The organism is Kocuria sp. JC486 (genome assembly GCF_011602805.1).
Lineage (GTDB): Bacteria > Actinomycetota > Actinomycetes > Actinomycetales > Micrococcaceae > Kocuria > Kocuria soli.
Genome location: NZ_JAAOZS010000008.1, coordinates 47,679 through 63,662, shown reverse-complemented (window position 1 = coordinate 63,662; position 15,984 = coordinate 47,679). Strand labels below are relative to the sequence as shown.

The window sequence follows — 15,984 nt, the reverse complement described above, 5'->3', positions numbered from 1 at the left end:
GATTGTTCAAGTCAGGTGAAGATCAGTGCGCGCGGGCACCGAACTCACGGTGGTACTGCTCCCGCAGCTCGGCCGGAACGGTGTCCGGTGCCAGGTTGCCCTCGGCTTCCGCCACGCGATCGGCGACTTCACGCAGCATGGCGGACACGGGGACATCGAGTGCGGCGCAGATCGAGGCCAGCAGCTCCGAAGAGGCTTCCTTCTGTCCACGCTCCACCTCGCTCAGGTAGCCGAGCGAGACTCGTGCGGAGTGGGAGACCTCGCGCAGGGTGCGGCCCTGACGCTGACGGACGGAACGCAGTACCTCGCCAATTTCCTGACGCAGCACGACCGGCTTGGGTTCTGCGTAGGCAGACTCGGTGGCGGTGGTGGTCTCGACGTCCTTCCAGCGGATGACTCCGTTGACGGACACGGGGGTCTTGGTCGTCGTGATGGTTGGCTCCTCAATCGTGCGGATCATGATCCGCGTGGCCCGGAGGCTGCGGTGAGCAGCTCCCGGATGGCCCTGTGCTGGGCCGTCGACGGGTACAACCGCCGACTAAGTCTTGATTGTTCCCCACGGAAGCCGGGATTTACTGGGAGGTTTCTGAGTGCCGGCAATGCGTGGTCACGTCGCGCAGGGCGGCGAGCACGCTCTGTTCACGGATCTCTGCGCGGTCTCCGTCCAGGTGCAGTTCCGTGGAACTGGTGCCTCCGGGTCCGGCGACCGCCACGAACACGGTCCCCACGGGCTTGCCGTCGTGGGGTTCGGGACCGGCCACACCCGTCGTCGAGACGGCGACGTCGACCCCGAGCGCGCGCCGCGCGCCTCGCGCCATTTCCTCGGCGACCTGCGCATCCACGGCGCCCACGCGCTCCAACAACTCGGCCGGAACCCCCAGGGTGCGCGTCTTCACGGCGTGGGAGTAGGACACCACGGCACCTTCGAAGGCTTCCGAAGCGCCGGGGACCGACACGAGCGCGGCAGCCACCGAGCCGCCGGTCAGGGACTCCGCGGTGCCGAGGGTCAGTCCGCGATCGACCGCTGCCACGATGGCCTGCCGGGCCGCGGCAATCTGGTCGGAATCGTTCGTTCCTTCGTGACGTTCCATGACGTCAGCTGTGGTCCACGGGCCGACCGGCGGCTAATGCGTCCCGGCGCAGCTTCCAGGCCTTGATGACGTAGTCGATGCCGGTCACCACGGTGAGGATCAAGGCCAGCGCCATGAAGAACCAGCCCAACCACGCCCACCAGGTACCCACGACGGGCACGAGGGGAAGCAGCATGACCAGCAACGCGATGGTCTGCAGCACGGTTTTGAGCTTGCCGCCCTTGCCCGCGGCCATTACGCCGTAGCGAATCACCACGAAACGCATGAGGGTGATGCCCCATTCGCGGACCAGGATCACGATCGTGACCCACCACCACAGTTCACCCAGCAGGGACAGCACCACGAACGCCGATCCCGTGAGCAGCTTGTCCGCGATGGGGTCGGCGATCTTTCCGAAAGACGTGATCAGACCGCGGGCGCGGGCGATGTCACCGTCGAGCTTGTCCGTGAGCATCGCGAGCCCGAACACGACGAACGCGGCCCATCGCATCCCCAAGGACGCCTCACCGAACGCCCCACCGGCCACCAGGAACCACACGAAGAAAGGAACCATGAGGATCCGCAGGGTGGTCAGGGCGTTGGGCAGGTTCCAGTTGGAGGTCTTCGCCGGTTGCGACGGAGTCTGGGAATCAGTGGTTGTCATCATCGGATCAGCGTCCCGTCAGCTGCCAGGCGTCCTCGGACTCGGGATCCTCGGCGTCGTCGTAGTAGTCGGTGGCGGCCGGGCCCGTGGGCTCGGCGAGTGGGTCGGTCCCGGAGTCGCCCGCGGTTCCGCCGGTGCCGGCGTGCTCCTGGGCACCCACGACGACGGCGGTGGGCGGCTCCTCGCCGCGGATCACGGCCAAGGTCGCGGCAAGGTCGTCCGGGCGCACCAGGACGTCACGGGCCTTGGAACCCTCGGAAGGCCCGACGACACCGCGGGACTCCATGAGGTCCATGAGTCGGCCGGCCTTCGCGAAGCCCACCCGGAGCTTGCGCTGCAGCATGGAGGTCGAGCCGAACTGCGTGGTGACCACCAACTCCACGGCCTGCAGCAGCACGTCCAGGTCGTCCCCGATGTCCTCGTCGATCTCCTTCTTGGGGGCCTCCTGGACCACGTCCTCGCGGTAATTGGCCTTCATCTGGGACTTGACGTGCTCCACGACCTCGTGGATCTCGGACTCGGCCACCCAGGCGCCCTGGACACGCATGGGCTTGGAAGCGCCCATGGGCAGGAAGAGGGCGTCACCCTGGCCGATCAGCTTCTCGGCACCGGGCTGGTCCAGGACCACGCGGGAGTCCGTGACGGAGGAGGTGGCGAACGCCATGCGGGAGGGCACGTTGGCCTTGATCAGACCGGTCACCACATCCACGGACGGGCGCTGCGTTGCCAGCACCAGGTGGATGCCGGCCGCGCGGGCCAGCTGGGTGATGCGCACGATCGCGTCCTCAACGTCGCGCGGGGCGACCATCATGAGGTCGGCCAGCTCGTCCACGATCACCAACAGGTACGGGTACGGCTTGATCTTCCGCTTGGACCCCGGTTCGGGCTGCACCTTGCCGTTGCGCACGCCCTTGTTGAAGTCATCGATGTGCTTGTAGCCGTAGTGCGACAGGTCGTCGTAGCGTGCGTCCATCTCCCGGACCACCCACTGCAAGGCCTCGGCGGCCTTCTTGGGGTTGGTGATGATGGGCGTGATCAGGTGCGGGACGCCCTCGTACGCGGTGAGTTCCACGCGCTTGGGGTCGACCATGACCATGCGGACCTCGTCCGGGGTCGCGCGCATGAGCAGCGAGACGATCATCGAGTTCACGAACGAGGACTTACCGGCACCGGTGGCGCCCGCCACCAGCATGTGCGGCATCTTGGCCAGGTTGGCCACCACGAAACCGCCTTCGACGTCCTTGCCCACGCCCATGACCATGGGGTGGTCGTTCTTCCGCGCGGCCTGCGAGCGCAGCACGTCACCCAGCACCACGGTTTCACGGTCCGTGTTGGGGATCTCGATGCCGATCGCGGACTTCCCCGGGATGGGGGAGAGGATGCGGACGTCGGAGGAGGCCACCGCGTAGGAGATGTTCTTGGACAGGGCCGTGACCTTCTCGACCTTGGTCCCGGGCGCCAGTTCGATTTCGTACCGGGTCACCGTGGGGCCGCGGGAGAAGCCCGTGACCTCCGCGTCCACCTTGAACTGCTGCAGGGTTTCGGTCAGGGCACGCACCACGGCGTCATTGGCCTCGGAGCGTTCCTTGGCGGGAGCGCCCTGGATGAGCGACGACGACGACGGCAGCGAGTACGCCACGTCCCCGTCCAGTTGCAACTGTTCGGTGCGTTCGGGGATCGGTGTGCTCTGCGCTGCCGGGGCGACGACCTGTCCGGAGAGTGCCTCGCCGTCGGCTCCGTCGTCGCCGATCAGGGCGGCGGCACCGGATCCCGCTGCGGTGTCTGCGGCGCCGCTCGTGGAGGCTTCGAGCCCCTGCTCGCGGCGCAGTTCCTGCGCGGCGAGCTGATCGCGCGTGGGGCGCTTCTGTCCCGGGCGCAAGGAGGACGCGGGGGCGGCAGCAGGTGCAGCCGAGGGCGTCGATTCGTCGTCGTGCCGGGAGCTGCCGCGGGCCTCGTCCCCGGATTCGATGTCGAAGACGGGCACCGCGTGGCGGTTGGACCCTGAATCGGTCGACGAGCGCCCACCGGCACGCCCGGTGCGCTGATCCGCGACCACGGGCACCTCGTCGGTGGGTTCGCCGATGACGGCGGTTTCGAAGGCCTCGTCGCCGTCGTACCGGTCCAGGCGGGCGCGCTCGGCGGCCTCCTGCTTCTCCCTCTTGGCTTGCTTGCGCGCGGCACGTCGGGCAGCCCGATCGTTCACGGGCTGCGGGTCGCGGTCGTCCAGGTAGGAACGGTCGTGTTCCTCTGCACCCAGGCGATCGGTGTGGTGCTCGCGGGGTTGGGCACCGACCATGACGTCCCAGGTGTGGGCGAGTCGGGGGCCGATCTGGGCGAACGGCGTCCCGGTGATGATCAGGACGCTCAAGGCCAACACGGCGGCGCACAGGACACCTGCGCCCAGCGGGGTGATCACGGACCCCAACGGACCGGCGACCAGGTAGCCGAAGGCGCCACCGGCGGTGAGTCGGGCCTGGAAGCTCTCGGTGACGCCCGGGGCGCCGCCGATCACGTGGGCAAGACCCGAGCCCGCCAGGACGGCGACGGCCGAGCCCAGGGCGATGCGGTTGTTCGTCGTCGTCGGGACCGGCCGGCGGAAGACGTGCAGCGCGAAACCGATCAGGGCCAGCGGCAGGACGAGCGCGGCCCAGCCGATCAGGCCCGCCACGAGCCAGTGAACACCGGAGGCGACCGTGGACACGCCGGGAATGCCGGCGTCGTAGAGGCTCCACCACTCGACCAGCGCGATGACCAGACCCGCGCAGAGCACGACGAGCGCCCCACCGTCGCGACGGTCCTCGGGGTCGAGGTCGGTGCGGAGGGTGCCGATGCGTCGGACCGCGCCACCGATCAGGTGCGCGAACCAGAGCCAGGTGCCGACGAGTGCTTCGACCGCGCGTTCACCGAATCCCGTGGTGGGGGCCTTCGAAGTGCCCTTCTTGGCCTTCGAGGTGGTTGATCCGCGCGACGTCGAGGCACCCTTGCGGGCGGGGGAAGTACGAGTCGCCATACGTTCTAGGGTAAACGACGCCGCAAAACAGGCTCAGACCGGCGCACCTTGGACGCGGTTGACGGCCCTCACGTGCCGTCTCTCTCTCCCCGCCCCCCAAAAAAACACGGCGCCGCATGCCCGTACAGCTGGACACAGTTGCCGTACGGCCCCTGGGAACCGACCGGCCCGTTCACCGTGACGGTGAACGGGCCGGTCCGAGCTTGCGCTCATGCGGTTGTCCGGGGTCAGCTGTCGGAGCCGACCTCGATCACCACGGGCACGATCATGGGCTTGCGGCGCAGCTTGCGCCCCACCCACGGGCCGATGGTGCGGCGCACGATCTGCTGCAACTGGTGCGTCGTGTACTGCTTGGGCTCGTGCAGGGCGTCCTCGAGTGCACCGGTGACCTTGGGGATGATGTCGTCGAAGACGCGATCGTCCTCGGCAACGCCCCGAGCGTGGATGTCGGGGCCGTTGACCACGCGCTTGTTCTTTCGGTCGATCACCGTGACCACCGAGACGAAGCCCTCCTCCCCCAGCACGATGCGGTCCTTGAGGTCCTCCTCCGTGATCTCACCGACGGAGGAGCCGTCCACGTAGACGAACTTGATCTCGTGGGCACCCACGATCCGCGCCTTGTGGTCCTTCATGTCCACGCACGTGCCGTTCTCCGTCAGCAGGACGTTCTCCGGGGGCACGCCCGTGGCCTCGGCGAGTTCGCCGTTGGCCATGAGGTGCCGGATCTCGCCGTGGACGGGCATGACGTGCTCGGGCTCCACGATGTTGTAGCAGTACAGCAACTCGCCGGCCGAGGCGTGTCCGGAGACGTGCACCTTGGCGTTGGACTTGTGCACCACGTGAGCACCCAGGCGCATGAGCCCGTTGATGATGCGGAACACGGAGTTCTCGTTGCCCGGGATCAGGGAGGAGGCCAGGATCACGGTGTCGCCTTCACGCAGCTGTACGCGGTGATCCCCGCGTGCCATGCGCGACAGTGCGGCCATGGGCTCGCCCTGGGAACCGGTGCACATGATGACCAGTTCGTCGTCGCGGAACTGCTCGACCTTCTTCTGGTCCACCAGCACGCCTTCCGGAACGTCCAGGTAGCCCAGTTCCGCGGCGATGCCCATGTTGCGTTCCATCGAACGACCCATCAGGGCCACCTTGCGCCCGGCGGCCACAGCGGCGTCCAGAACCTGCTGCACGCGGTGCACGTGCGAGGAGAAGGAGGCGACGACGACCTTCTGGCTCGACTTCTGGATGACGTCGGTGAGGACTCCCCCGATGTCCTTCTCCGTGGGGGTGAAACCCGGGACCTCGGCGTTGGTCGAGTCCGTCAGGAACAGGTCCACGCCTTCCTCGCCCAGCCGGGCGAAGTGCCGCAGGTCCGTGATGCGGCCGTCCAGGGGCAACTGGTCCATCTTGAAGTCACCCGTGTGCAGGACAGTGCCCGCCTTGGTACGCATGAATACGGCCAGGGCGTCCGGGATCGAGTGGTTCACGGCCACAAATTCACATTCGAACTCGCCGAGCTTCTCCACCTGTCCTTCGCGGACGGCCAGCGTGTACGGCTTGATCCGGTGCTCACGCAGCTTGGCCTCGACCAGCGCCAACGTCAGCTGAGACCCCAGCACGGGGATGTCGTTGCGGCGCTTGAGCAGGTACGGGACGGCACCGATGTGGTCCTCGTGCCCGTGGGTGAGCACGATCGCCACGATGTCGTCCAAGCGGTCCTCGATGTGGGAGATGTCCGGCAGGATCAGGTCCACGCCGGGCTGGTTCTCCTCCGGGAAGAGCACGCCGCAGTCCACGACGAGCAACTGACCGTTGATCTCGAACACGGTCATGTTGCGACCGACCTCACCCAGGCCGCCCAGCGGGGTGACCCGCAGGGTGTCCTTGCCCAGGGCGGGCGGTTCGCTCAAGTCTTCAATCCAATGGGTCATGCGACCCCTCTCTGAAATAGCTGCTCTCCACGAGAGCGTTGAAATAGATCTCTTCTAGAACTGCAAGGTTTCGGACACCACGGATCCTTCGAGATCGGCCTTGATGGCCGCCAGCTCGGTGTCCGTCGCGTCGACGTACGGCAGCCGTACGCGGTGATTCTGCAGGGCCCCCTGCCAGTGCAGGATCTGCTTTGCAGCCACCGCTCCGGGGACGTGGGTCATGGTCGCGCGCACCACGGGCTCGAGTTCGTGGGCGATCTGCAACGCCTCGTGCAGGTCCTCGGCGCGCATGGCGTCGATCAGACGACGGAAGCGCGGGGTGTCCACGTGGCTCGTGACACCCACCAGGCCCACCGCGCCGATGGACATCCACGGCAGGGTGAGGCCGTCGTCGCCGGAGTAGTAGAGCAGGTCGGTTTCCGTGATGACCCGCATGCCTTCGGCCAGGTTGGCCTTGGCGTCCTTGACGGCCACGATCTTCTCGTGCTCGGCCAACCGGATCAGCGTGTCCACGGACAGCGGGATCCCGGTGCGACCGGGGATGTCGTAGAGCATGATCGGCAGCTCGACGGAATCGGCCACGGTCTCGAAATGCGCGACCACACCGGTCTGCGTGGGCTTGTTGTAGTACGGGGTGACGATCAGCAGACCGTCCATGCCCGCCTTCTGCGCCTGCGCCGACAGGTGCAGCGTGTGCTGCGTGTCGTTGGACCCGGCACCGGCCACCAACGCCACGTGGTCTCCCACGGCGTCCTTGACGGTACGGAACACGGCTTCATGCTCGTTGTCGGTCATGGTCGAGTACTCGCCCGTGGTTCCGCCGACGACCAGACCGTCACAGCCCTGGTCGACCAGCCGGACGGCCAGCGCTTCCGTTGCGGCCAGATCGACGGAGCCGTCGTCCTTGAACGGCGTGACCATGGCGGTGAGCAGGGTCCCGAACAATGGCTTGTCATGGTGCGCAGTCATGGTGCTAACCCTAACTTGCCGGGCCCGCGGGCTCCGGCCCCGCGTCCGTCTGTCCCCGAGAAAGTCGCACGGCATCACGCATGGCGGCCCGCGCGCGGCGGGTGTCTCCGGAGGCGCTGTAGGCCAGGGACAGCCGGTACCAGGACCGCCAGTCCTCGGGAGCCTGTTCGGCTTCGGCCTGCCACCTGGGGAACTGGGCATCGGCGGCTTCCCGCACGATCCGCCCCGAGGGGTGCCGCGGGAGGTCGTCCTCGGGCAGTCCGCCCTCTTCCGCGAGACGGCGCCCCAGCTGTTCGATCCGCACGCCGAACAGCAGCTCCCCGGCCAACGCCCACACCCCGAGGACGGGGATGACGACGATCGCGACGCCCAGAGCCTTGCTGATCCAGGCCTCCGAGTTCACCAGGATCCAGGCCCGCTGCAACGTGACACCCAGGTAGAACACGAGCAGCGCCACCATGACCGCTGCCAGGGCCTTGCCGCGGTTGGAGGACTCGAGCAGGGTGAAGACCCCGGCGAAGGCGGCAATCACCAGAATCGTCAGCTTGGACCCCGCCGGCAGCGGCAGCAGCCACAGCGTGATCAGCCCCGCCAGGAGCACCACCCAGCCCAACAGCCGTAGCGACCCCGGCGAACGCCGGTGCCCGTCTGAGTTGCGATCCGACGACGGCCCGGACGGCGGGGTGGTTCCCGACGACGGCGACCGGCTCACGCGTCCAGGTCCATGAAGTGTTCCAGGCCGTGGGTGAGACCCGGCCGGGAACCGACCGTGCGCACGCCCAACAGCACACCGGACATGAAGGAGATCCGGTCGAAGGAGTCGTGCTTGATGGTCAGCATCTCGCCTTCGTTGCCCAGCAGGGTCTCCTGGTGCGCGACCAGTCCGCGCAGGCGGACGGAGTGCACGGAGACACCGTCGACCTTGGCGCCCCGGGCGCCGTCGGGGTCGGTTTCCGTGGCGTCCGGCGACGGGCCGAGTCCTGCGTCCTGACGGGCCTGGGCGATCAAGGCGGCAGTCCGCGCTGCAGTCCCGGAGGGCGCATCGACCTTGTTCGGGTGGTGCAGCTCGATGACCTCAGCCGATTCGAAGAACTTGGCGGCCACGGCCGAGAACCGCATGGCCAGCACGGCCCCGATCGAGAAGTTGGGGGCGATCAGCACCCCCACCCCGGGGTGCTCGGACAGCAGTTGTTCGAGGCGGGCCAACCGCTCGTCGTCCCATCCCGTGGTGCCCACGACGCAGTGGATGCCGTGCGCCACACAGAACCGGACGTTGTCCTCAGTGGCACTCGGGACCGTCAGGTCGATCGCCACCTGGGCGCCGGACACCACCAACTGCTGGAGCGAATCGCGGTGGTCCAGGGTGCAGACCAAGTCCGCGTCCTTGGCGTTGTCCACGGCGCGGACCGCTTCCGAGCCCATGCGGCCGTGGGCGCCCAGGACGGCCACCTTGACGGGTTCGTTCACGGTGCTGTTCTCACTCACGTCTTCTCCTGCGTTCATCGGCGGGTGTGCTGTCTGTCAATTCTGCTCGGGTGCCACGATCTGCACCACGGTGGGCCCTTCGGCCAGTTCCTGGGCGAGCGCCTGAACTTGTTCGGGGGTCACGGCCCGGACGCGCCCCATGGTTTCTTCGAGGTCGTAGAACTCCCCCGTGGTCAGTTCGGCCGACCCCAGCCGGGACATGCGTGAGCCGGTGTCCTCGAGCGCGAGCACGGTGCCGCCGGCCAGCTGCCCCACGACCTTGGCCAGTTCCACCTCGCCGATTCCGTCCTGGGCCAGCTTGTCGAGCTCCTCGACCATGAGCCGCAGGACCTCGTCGGTCTTGGCGGGCGTGCACCCGGCGTACATGCCGAAGTACCCGGCGTCCGAGTAGGAACCGCCGAAGGAGAACGTGTTGTAGGCCAGCCCGCGCTTCTCCCGGATCTCCTGGAACAGCCGCGAGGACATTCCACCGCCCAGGGCAGCGTTGAGAACGGTCATGTGGTACCGACGGTCGTCCCCGGCCACCAGCCCGGGGCGCCCCACCACGACGTTCGACTGCTCCACCGGGCGGTGCAGCACGTGGCGGCCCCAGTCGGGCTGCGGTGTGGTCGCGTCCAGGGATCCGCGGGTCCGACGCTCGCGCGGTGTGGCGGGCGCGTAGGCGTCCCACCCGGCATCGGCCATGGACCGCACCACCATGTCCACGACCTCGGCGTGCTCCAGCCCGCCCGCGGCCGTGACCACCAGGCCCTCCGGCCGGTAGAACTCGCGGAAGTGCTCCCACACGCGTGCGCGCGGGACCGCGAGGATCTCCTCCGGTGTACCGCCGATCGGGCGCGACAGGGGGTTGCCACGGAACACGTGCTCGGTGAAGTGCTCGAAGGCCACGTCCGTGGGGTCGTCCTGGTCCATCGCCAGTTCTTCCAGGATCACCCCGCGTTCGCGTTCGAGTTCCTCCGGGTCCAGGACGGCGTCGGCCACCATGTCCATGAGCACGTCCACGGCCATGGGCAACTGTTCGGAGAGCACCCGGGCGTAGTAGCAGGTGTGTTCCTTGGCGGTGATCGCGTTGGACTCCCCACCGACCGCGTCGAAGGCCTCCGCGATCTGCAGCGCGTTGCGCTTGGTGGTGCCCTTGAAGAGCAGGTGTTCCAGGAAGTGCGTCGAGCCCAGGTGACCCGGCTGTTCGTCGCGCGACCCCACGCCCACCCAGAATCCCACGGTGGCCGAGAGCAGTCCCGGCATGGATTCCGTGAGGACGCGGGTTCCGCAGGGCAGGACGGTGCGCGTGACGACGGCGCCGCCGTCGCCGTCGTGGACGACGTGCGTGAACCCGCCGACAACGCCTCCCTGGCCGCTCCCGGTTCCACGTCCCCCCGCGTCCAGCGCGGAGGCCACGGTGGTGGCCAGCAGGGGCAGATCAACAACGGTCATGCGAGAACCAACGACTCCTGTCGGGTGAGTTTCACGGGGATCCGACGCGCGGATCACGGCGAGCCCGAAGGCCCGTGATGGCCGTCATCCCCGGGGCTCTAAGGAGCACCGGGGATGACGGCCATCGGCTGCCGTCCCGCGGGACGGCGCGGAGGATCAGTTCTCCTCGGCAACCTCGGGGGCCTCGGCGGAGTCATCGGACCCGGCCGACTCGTCCTCGGCAACCACTGGGGAGAGCGAGAGCTTTCCGCGGTCGTCGACCTTGGTGATCTCGACCTGGACCTGCTGGCCGACGGACACGACGTCGTCGACGTCGTTCACGCGCTTGCCGTCGTTGAGCTTGCGCAGCTCGGTCACGTGCAGCAGACCGTCACGGCCCGGGGTCAGGGACACGAACGCACCGAAGGTGGTGGTCTTGACGACCGTACCCAGGTAACGCTCCCCGACTTCCGGAACCTGCGGGTTGGCGATGGCGTTGATCGCCGACCGTGCGGCTTCCGCCGACGGGCCGTCGACGGCGCCGATGTAGACCGTGCCGTCGTCCTCGATGGAGATGTCCGCTCCGGTGTCCTCCTGGATCTGGTTGATCATCTTGCCCTTGGGGCCGATGACCTCACCGATCTTGGACACGGGGACGTTGACGGTGATGATCCGCGGTGCGTGCTCGGACATCTCGTCCGGGGCGTCGATCGCGGAGTTCAGCACGTCCAGGATCGCCAGACGGGCCTCACGGGCCTGGGTCAGGGCCGCGGCCAGGACGTCGGCGGGGATGCCGTCGAGCTTGGTGTCCAGCTGGATCGCGGTCACGAAGTCCTTGGTGCCCGCGACCTTGAAGTCCATGTCGCCCAGGGCGTCCTCGGCACCCAGGATGTCGGTCAGGGCCACGTGGGCGTCCTTCCCGTCGACCTGGCCGGTGACCAGGCCCATGGCGATGCCCGCGACCGGGGCGCGCAGCGGCACACCGGCGTTGAGCATCGACAGGGTCGAGGCGCACACGGAACCCATGGAGGTCGAGCCGTTGGAGCCCAGGGCCTCGGAGACCTGACGGATGGCGTACGGGAATTCCTCGCGCGAGGGGATGACCGGGGCCAGGGCACGCTCGGCCAGGGCACCGTGTCCGATCTCGCGGCGCTTGGGGGAACCCACGCGGCCGGTCTCGCCGGTGGAGTACGGCGGGAAGTTGTAGTGGTGCATGTACCGCTTGGACTTCACCGGGGACAGGGAGTCGATCTGCTGCTCGAGCTTGAGCATGTTCAGCGTGGTCACGCCCATGATCTGGGTCTCGCCGCGCTGGAAGATCGCGGAGCCGTGGACGCGGGGCAGGATCTCCACCATGGCGGTCAGCTCACGGATGTCCTTGGGCCCGCGGCCGTCGATGCGCACACCGTCGCGGAGGATGCGCTGGCGCACGGTCTCCTTCGTGAGCTTCTGGTAGGCGTCGTTGACCTCGTTGAGGCGATCCGCGAACGGCTTGCCCTCTCCTGTCAGCTCGGCCAGCACCGACTGGTGCAGTTCGTCCGTCGCGTCCTCGCGCTCCTGCTTGCCGGCGATCGCGTAGACCTCGGCCAGGCGGGTGCCGGCGGCCTCCTTGACGGCCGCTGCGACGTCGTCGCCGTGGCCGCCGAAGTACGGCAGGTCCATGGCGGGCTTGCCCGCGCGGGCCTTGAGGTCCGACTGGGCTTCGCACAGGGCCTTGATGAACGGCTTGGCGGCTTCCAGACCCTCGGCGACGATCTCCTCCGACGGCGCCACGGCCCCGCTCTGGATGAGATCCCACGAGTTGTCGGTGGCTTCGGCCTCGACCATCATGATCGCGACGTCCTCGGAGCCGTCAGCTGCGGTGACCACGCGGCCGGCGACGGCCATGTCGAAGACCGCGTTCTCCAGCTGGGAGTGCTTGGGGAAGCACACCCACTGGTGGGTGCCGTCGGACTGGGCGATCAGGGCCAGGCGCACACCACCCACGGGGCCGCCGAACGGGGCACCGGAGAGGGTGGTGGACATGGACGCGGCGTTGATGGCCACGGTGTTGTAGATCTCGTCCGGGTCGATGGCCAGGACGGTCACGACCACCTGGACCTCGTTACGGATGCCCTTGTCGAAACCGGGGCGCAGCGGGCGGTCGATCAGGCGGCAGGCCAGGATCGCGTCCGTGGACGGGCGGCCTTCGCGGCGGAAGAACGAGCCGGGGATACGGCCGTCGGCGTACATGCGCTCTTCGACGTCGACCGTCAGCGGGAAGAAGTCGAAGCCGTCGCGCGGCTTCTTGCCGATCGCGGTGGTGGACAGCAGCGTGGTGTCGTCGTCGATGGACACCAGGGTGGAACCGGCTGCCTGCTGTGCCAGCAGACCGGTTTCGAAGCGCACGACGCGCTTGCCGTAGCGGCCGTTGTCGATGACGGCCTCTGCGAACTGAATCTCGGGACCCTCCACGGGTCACCTCCATTTCGTGTGGGTTTCTTCTGTTTTTTCGCACAGAAGCCACCGTTTCCGCGTTCGGCCTTCGATCGAAGCCCACGGACCGTGCCCACGTCTGGGCGGGCATTTCCGTGAGCCACTGTCGAGGACCGTCACCCGGATCTCGGTGGCACTTCCGTGCGGGACGGGCCCATTGGGCGCCGTCGTTGTTCGCGCCTCACGGCGTGAACGGGTCTTGCGTCTCCACCCTGTCAGGTACTCGGCGTGTGCGCGGGGATTTGAGGGTGGGGAATCGGTGGAAAGTGGGATGGAATGTGGTCGGGGCGGGGCCGGGCCCATGGAACGGGCTCGACCCCGCCCCGGCTCAAGACGGTGATCAGCGGCGCAGGCCGAGACGCTCGATGAGCGCACGGTAGCGGGCGATGTCGGTGTCGTGCAGGTAGGTCAGCATGCGACGACGGCGACCGACCAGGGCCATCAGGCCGCGGCGGGTGTGGTGGTCGTGCTTGTGCATCTTCAGGTGCTCGGTGAGATCCGAGATGCGACGGGACAGAACAGCGATCTGGACCTCGGGCGAACCGGTGTCGCCCTCGTGAGTCGCGTACTCCTTGATGATTTCCTGCTTGACTGCTGCGTCAAGGGCCATGGTGAACTCCTTTAAGTTCAGTGCCGTGCGGCCCGGGCACGAGGATGCGTGCCGGGTCCCTTGCGGCCACACCTTCGCGGGCCTTCCGGGGGTCCGTCCACCACGGACTGCAGGCGGACCGCCGACCATGCTAGCAAACCGGAGCTTTCGACGCCCATGGTTGTCGCCGCGACCTCGGACACCTCGCCGTGGAATGGTCCAGACATCCGGCCGCGACCGGAGGCCGGGGAGATCATGACGAGTCAAGGTGCCGTGTTCCCTCCCATCAACAGGTCCCTGATGGGCAGAATGGATCCGCACGCGTCGGGCCTTGGCCCGACCCAGCCTCTCGGAAGGTGGAACCATGAGTTTCAGCACCAAGCACCCCGCGCCCGGCTCTCCCGAAGACGGCGGCTCGGACGACCAGCAGCCGACCATTGAATACGACGAGGCCAGGATTGCCGCAGCCGGTGACGACGCCGAGAAGCAGGACGACTTCTTCGACCAGCACGACTTCGACCGTGACCTGGCCGACCAGGTGGGCGTCGCCGGACGTCGCTACACGCTCAACGACGGCAACGCGATCCCCCCGATCGGCCTGGGCACCGCTCGACTGAACGACGCCGCGGCGGAAGTGGCCGTGTACGAGGCCCTCAACGCAGGTTTCCGCCTGATCGACACCGCGGCGAACTACGAGAACGAAGCGGGGGTGGGCCGGGCCCTCAAGGACTCTCGGCTCCCCCGCGAGGACGTGTTCGTCACCACCAAGCTCCCCGGCCGCGACCACGGCACCGACTCCGTGCGTCGTTCCTTGGAAGGCTCCCTCCGTCGCCTCCACCTGGACAAGGTGGACCTGTACCTCATCCACTGGCCGAATCCCGAGCGGGGGCTGTACGTGGACTCCTTCCGCACCATGCTCGAACTGCGGGAGGAGGGGCTGGTGGGCTCCGTGGGTGTTTCCAACTTCACCCCGGAAATGGTGGATGAACTGATCGCCAAGACCGGTGAGGCGCCGGCCGTCAACCAGGTGGAGCTGCAGCCGCAGTACCAACAGGAAGCGTTACGCGCGCACCACCATGCGCACCGCATCTTCGTCGAGGCCTGGGCGCCGTTGGGGTATGACTCCAAGGTGCTGGAGCACGAATGGATCCGGGAGATCGCCTCGGATCAGGGACACACCCCAGCCCAGGTGGTCCTGCGCTGGCACATCCAGAACGGGGTGGTGCCGATCCCCAAGACCTCCAAGACCAAGCGGATGGCGGAGAACCTGGACGTCTTCGGTTGGGAACTCACCCCAGAGCAGATGCACCGCATCAAGCTCATGCACACGGGTCTCTCGGCGTCGGGATTCAACCCGTTGGAGCACGAAGAGCTCTGAAGCGGGGCGGGTGGGATCAGGCCCCGCGAAGGATGTCGCGGGTCTGGTCCACATCCCTACGCATCTGCTCGATGAGTTTCTCCACGCCTTCGTAGGCGACCATTCCGCGTAGCCGCTCCACGAACTCGACCACGACCTCCTGCCCGTAGAGGTCGAAGTCCTCCACGCGCTCCACGGGACGGTCGATCACGTGTGCTTCGACCACGCGGGACACGCCGTCGAACGTCGGATTGGACCCGACCGAGACGGCGACGGGCCAGCGGTGTTCGTGCTCGTCCAGGAGCCATCCGGCGTACACGCCGTCGGCCGGGACGTACCCGTCGCCCTGTGAATCCAGGTTGGCGGTGGGGAATCCCAGTTCCCGCCCGCGGGCCGCGCCGTGGACCACGGTGCCGCGGACCCGGTGGGGGCGGCCCAACATGGAGGCGGCCTGGGCGACCTGGCCGTCGGCCAGCAGTTCCCGGATCCAGGTCGAGGACACCCGCCGGTCCGTGCCTTCCCCGGGCAACACACCTTCCAGGTCCTCGACCACGACGACGTCGAACCCGTGGTCCTGCCCCAACTGTCGGAGGACGTTGACGTCCCCGCTGTTGCCGTGACCGAATCGGGTGTCCGCCCCCACCACCACGCACTGGGCACGGAGGCCCTTGCGGAGGTAGTCGACCACGAACTCCTCGGCGGACTGCGCTGCGAAGTTGAGGTCGTAGTGCTGCACCAACACCGCGTCCAGTCCGAGCTTCTCCATGGCGTCCAGCTTGTCCTGGGTGCCCATGATCTTGCCGCGGTGTTTCTCCGGCCGGTGCACCTCCGCCGGGTGGGGGTCGAAGGTCAGGACCACGGCTTGACAGCCGGCCTCCCGTGCCTTGTCCGCCAGCTTGCGCAGCACTTCCTGATGACCCCGGTGGACGCCGTCGAAATTACCGACCGTCACGATGGAGGGCCCGAAGTCCTCGGGGACTTCGGTGAGGCTGTGGAAGCGGTGCACAGTGCTCCTTGACGGCGG

13 protein-coding genes are annotated in these 15,984 nt (G+C 67.7%); 1 reads left to right on the top strand and 12 read right to left on the bottom strand.

Annotated features, from left to right (window positions below; all coding sequences use genetic code 11):
* Positions 1 to 22 precede the first annotated feature (22 nt).
* From GWK18_RS06065 to rpsO, 11 genes are all read right to left on the bottom strand, one after another.
* A complete protein-coding gene (locus GWK18_RS06065; RefSeq protein ID WP_166833870.1) occupies positions 23 to 460 on the bottom strand; it encodes a helix-turn-helix transcriptional regulator in 438 nt (145 codons plus the stop codon).
* A 112-nt stretch (positions 461 to 572) separates the two neighbouring features.
* Positions 573 to 1,091 carry a CinA family protein gene (locus tag GWK18_RS06060; RefSeq protein WP_166833868.1) on the bottom strand — a complete coding sequence of 173 codons (519 nt, stop codon included), beginning with the start codon at positions 1,089 to 1,091 and terminating at the stop codon, positions 573 to 575.
* 4 nt (positions 1,092 to 1,095) lie between these two features.
* Positions 1,096 to 1,737: a CDP-diacylglycerol--glycerol-3-phosphate 3-phosphatidyltransferase gene (gene pgsA / locus GWK18_RS06055; protein WP_245192929.1), complete on the bottom strand. Its 642-nt coding sequence runs from the start codon at positions 1,735 to 1,737 to the stop codon at positions 1,096 to 1,098.
* Positions 1,738 to 1,741: 4 nt separating this feature from the next.
* Positions 1,742 to 4,744, bottom strand: coding sequence for a DNA translocase FtsK (locus tag GWK18_RS06050; protein ID WP_166833866.1), 3,003 nt, complete (start codon positions 4,742 to 4,744; stop codon positions 1,742 to 1,744).
* 227 nt (positions 4,745 to 4,971) lie between these two features.
* Positions 4,972 to 6,672: a ribonuclease J gene (locus GWK18_RS06045; RefSeq protein WP_166833864.1), complete on the bottom strand. Its 1,701-nt coding sequence runs from the start codon at positions 6,670 to 6,672 to the stop codon at positions 4,972 to 4,974.
* A 54-nt stretch (positions 6,673 to 6,726) separates the two neighbouring features.
* Complete coding sequence (gene dapA / locus GWK18_RS06040; protein ID WP_166833862.1) at positions 6,727 to 7,641, bottom strand: 4-hydroxy-tetrahydrodipicolinate synthase; 915 nt, start codon at positions 7,639 to 7,641, stop codon at positions 6,727 to 6,729.
* Positions 7,642 to 7,651: 10 nt separating this feature from the next.
* Positions 7,652 to 8,353, bottom strand: a complete 702-nt coding sequence (locus GWK18_RS13430; RefSeq protein WP_348535850.1) for a hypothetical protein — start codon at positions 8,351 to 8,353, stop codon at positions 7,652 to 7,654.
* Positions 8,350 to 9,108: a 4-hydroxy-tetrahydrodipicolinate reductase gene (dapB, locus tag GWK18_RS06030; protein ID WP_348535856.1), complete on the bottom strand. Its 759-nt coding sequence runs from the start codon at positions 9,106 to 9,108 to the stop codon at positions 8,350 to 8,352. Before dapB ends, GWK18_RS13430 begins: the two co-directional genes overlap by 4 nt.
* 54 nt (positions 9,109 to 9,162) lie before the next feature.
* Positions 9,163 to 10,560: a pitrilysin family protein gene (locus GWK18_RS06025; protein ID WP_166833858.1), complete on the bottom strand. Its 1,398-nt coding sequence runs from the start codon at positions 10,558 to 10,560 to the stop codon at positions 9,163 to 9,165.
* Between the two features lie 156 nt (positions 10,561 to 10,716).
* Entirely contained in the window at positions 10,717 to 12,993 is a 2,277-nt protein-coding gene (locus tag GWK18_RS06020; protein WP_166833856.1) for a polyribonucleotide nucleotidyltransferase, read from the bottom strand.
* A gap of 361 nt (positions 12,994 to 13,354) precedes the next feature.
* A complete protein-coding gene (gene rpsO, locus GWK18_RS06015; RefSeq protein WP_123825669.1) occupies positions 13,355 to 13,624 on the bottom strand; it encodes a 30S ribosomal protein S15 in 270 nt (89 codons plus the stop codon).
* A 343-nt stretch (positions 13,625 to 13,967) separates the two neighbouring features.
* Here rpsO and GWK18_RS06010 point away from each other — a divergent pair, with 343 nt between their 5' ends.
* Positions 13,968 to 14,981 carry an aldo/keto reductase gene (locus tag GWK18_RS06010; protein WP_166833853.1) on the top strand — a complete coding sequence of 338 codons (1,014 nt, stop codon included), beginning with the start codon at positions 13,968 to 13,970 and terminating at the stop codon, positions 14,979 to 14,981.
* Between the two features lie 16 nt (positions 14,982 to 14,997).
* On the opposite strand, the gene GWK18_RS06005 is transcribed toward GWK18_RS06010, so the two are convergent.
* Positions 14,998 to 15,966, bottom strand: a complete 969-nt coding sequence (locus GWK18_RS06005) for a bifunctional riboflavin kinase/FAD synthetase (RefSeq protein WP_166833851.1) — start codon at positions 15,964 to 15,966, stop codon at positions 14,998 to 15,000.
* Positions 15,967 to 15,984: the final 18 nt, after the last annotated feature.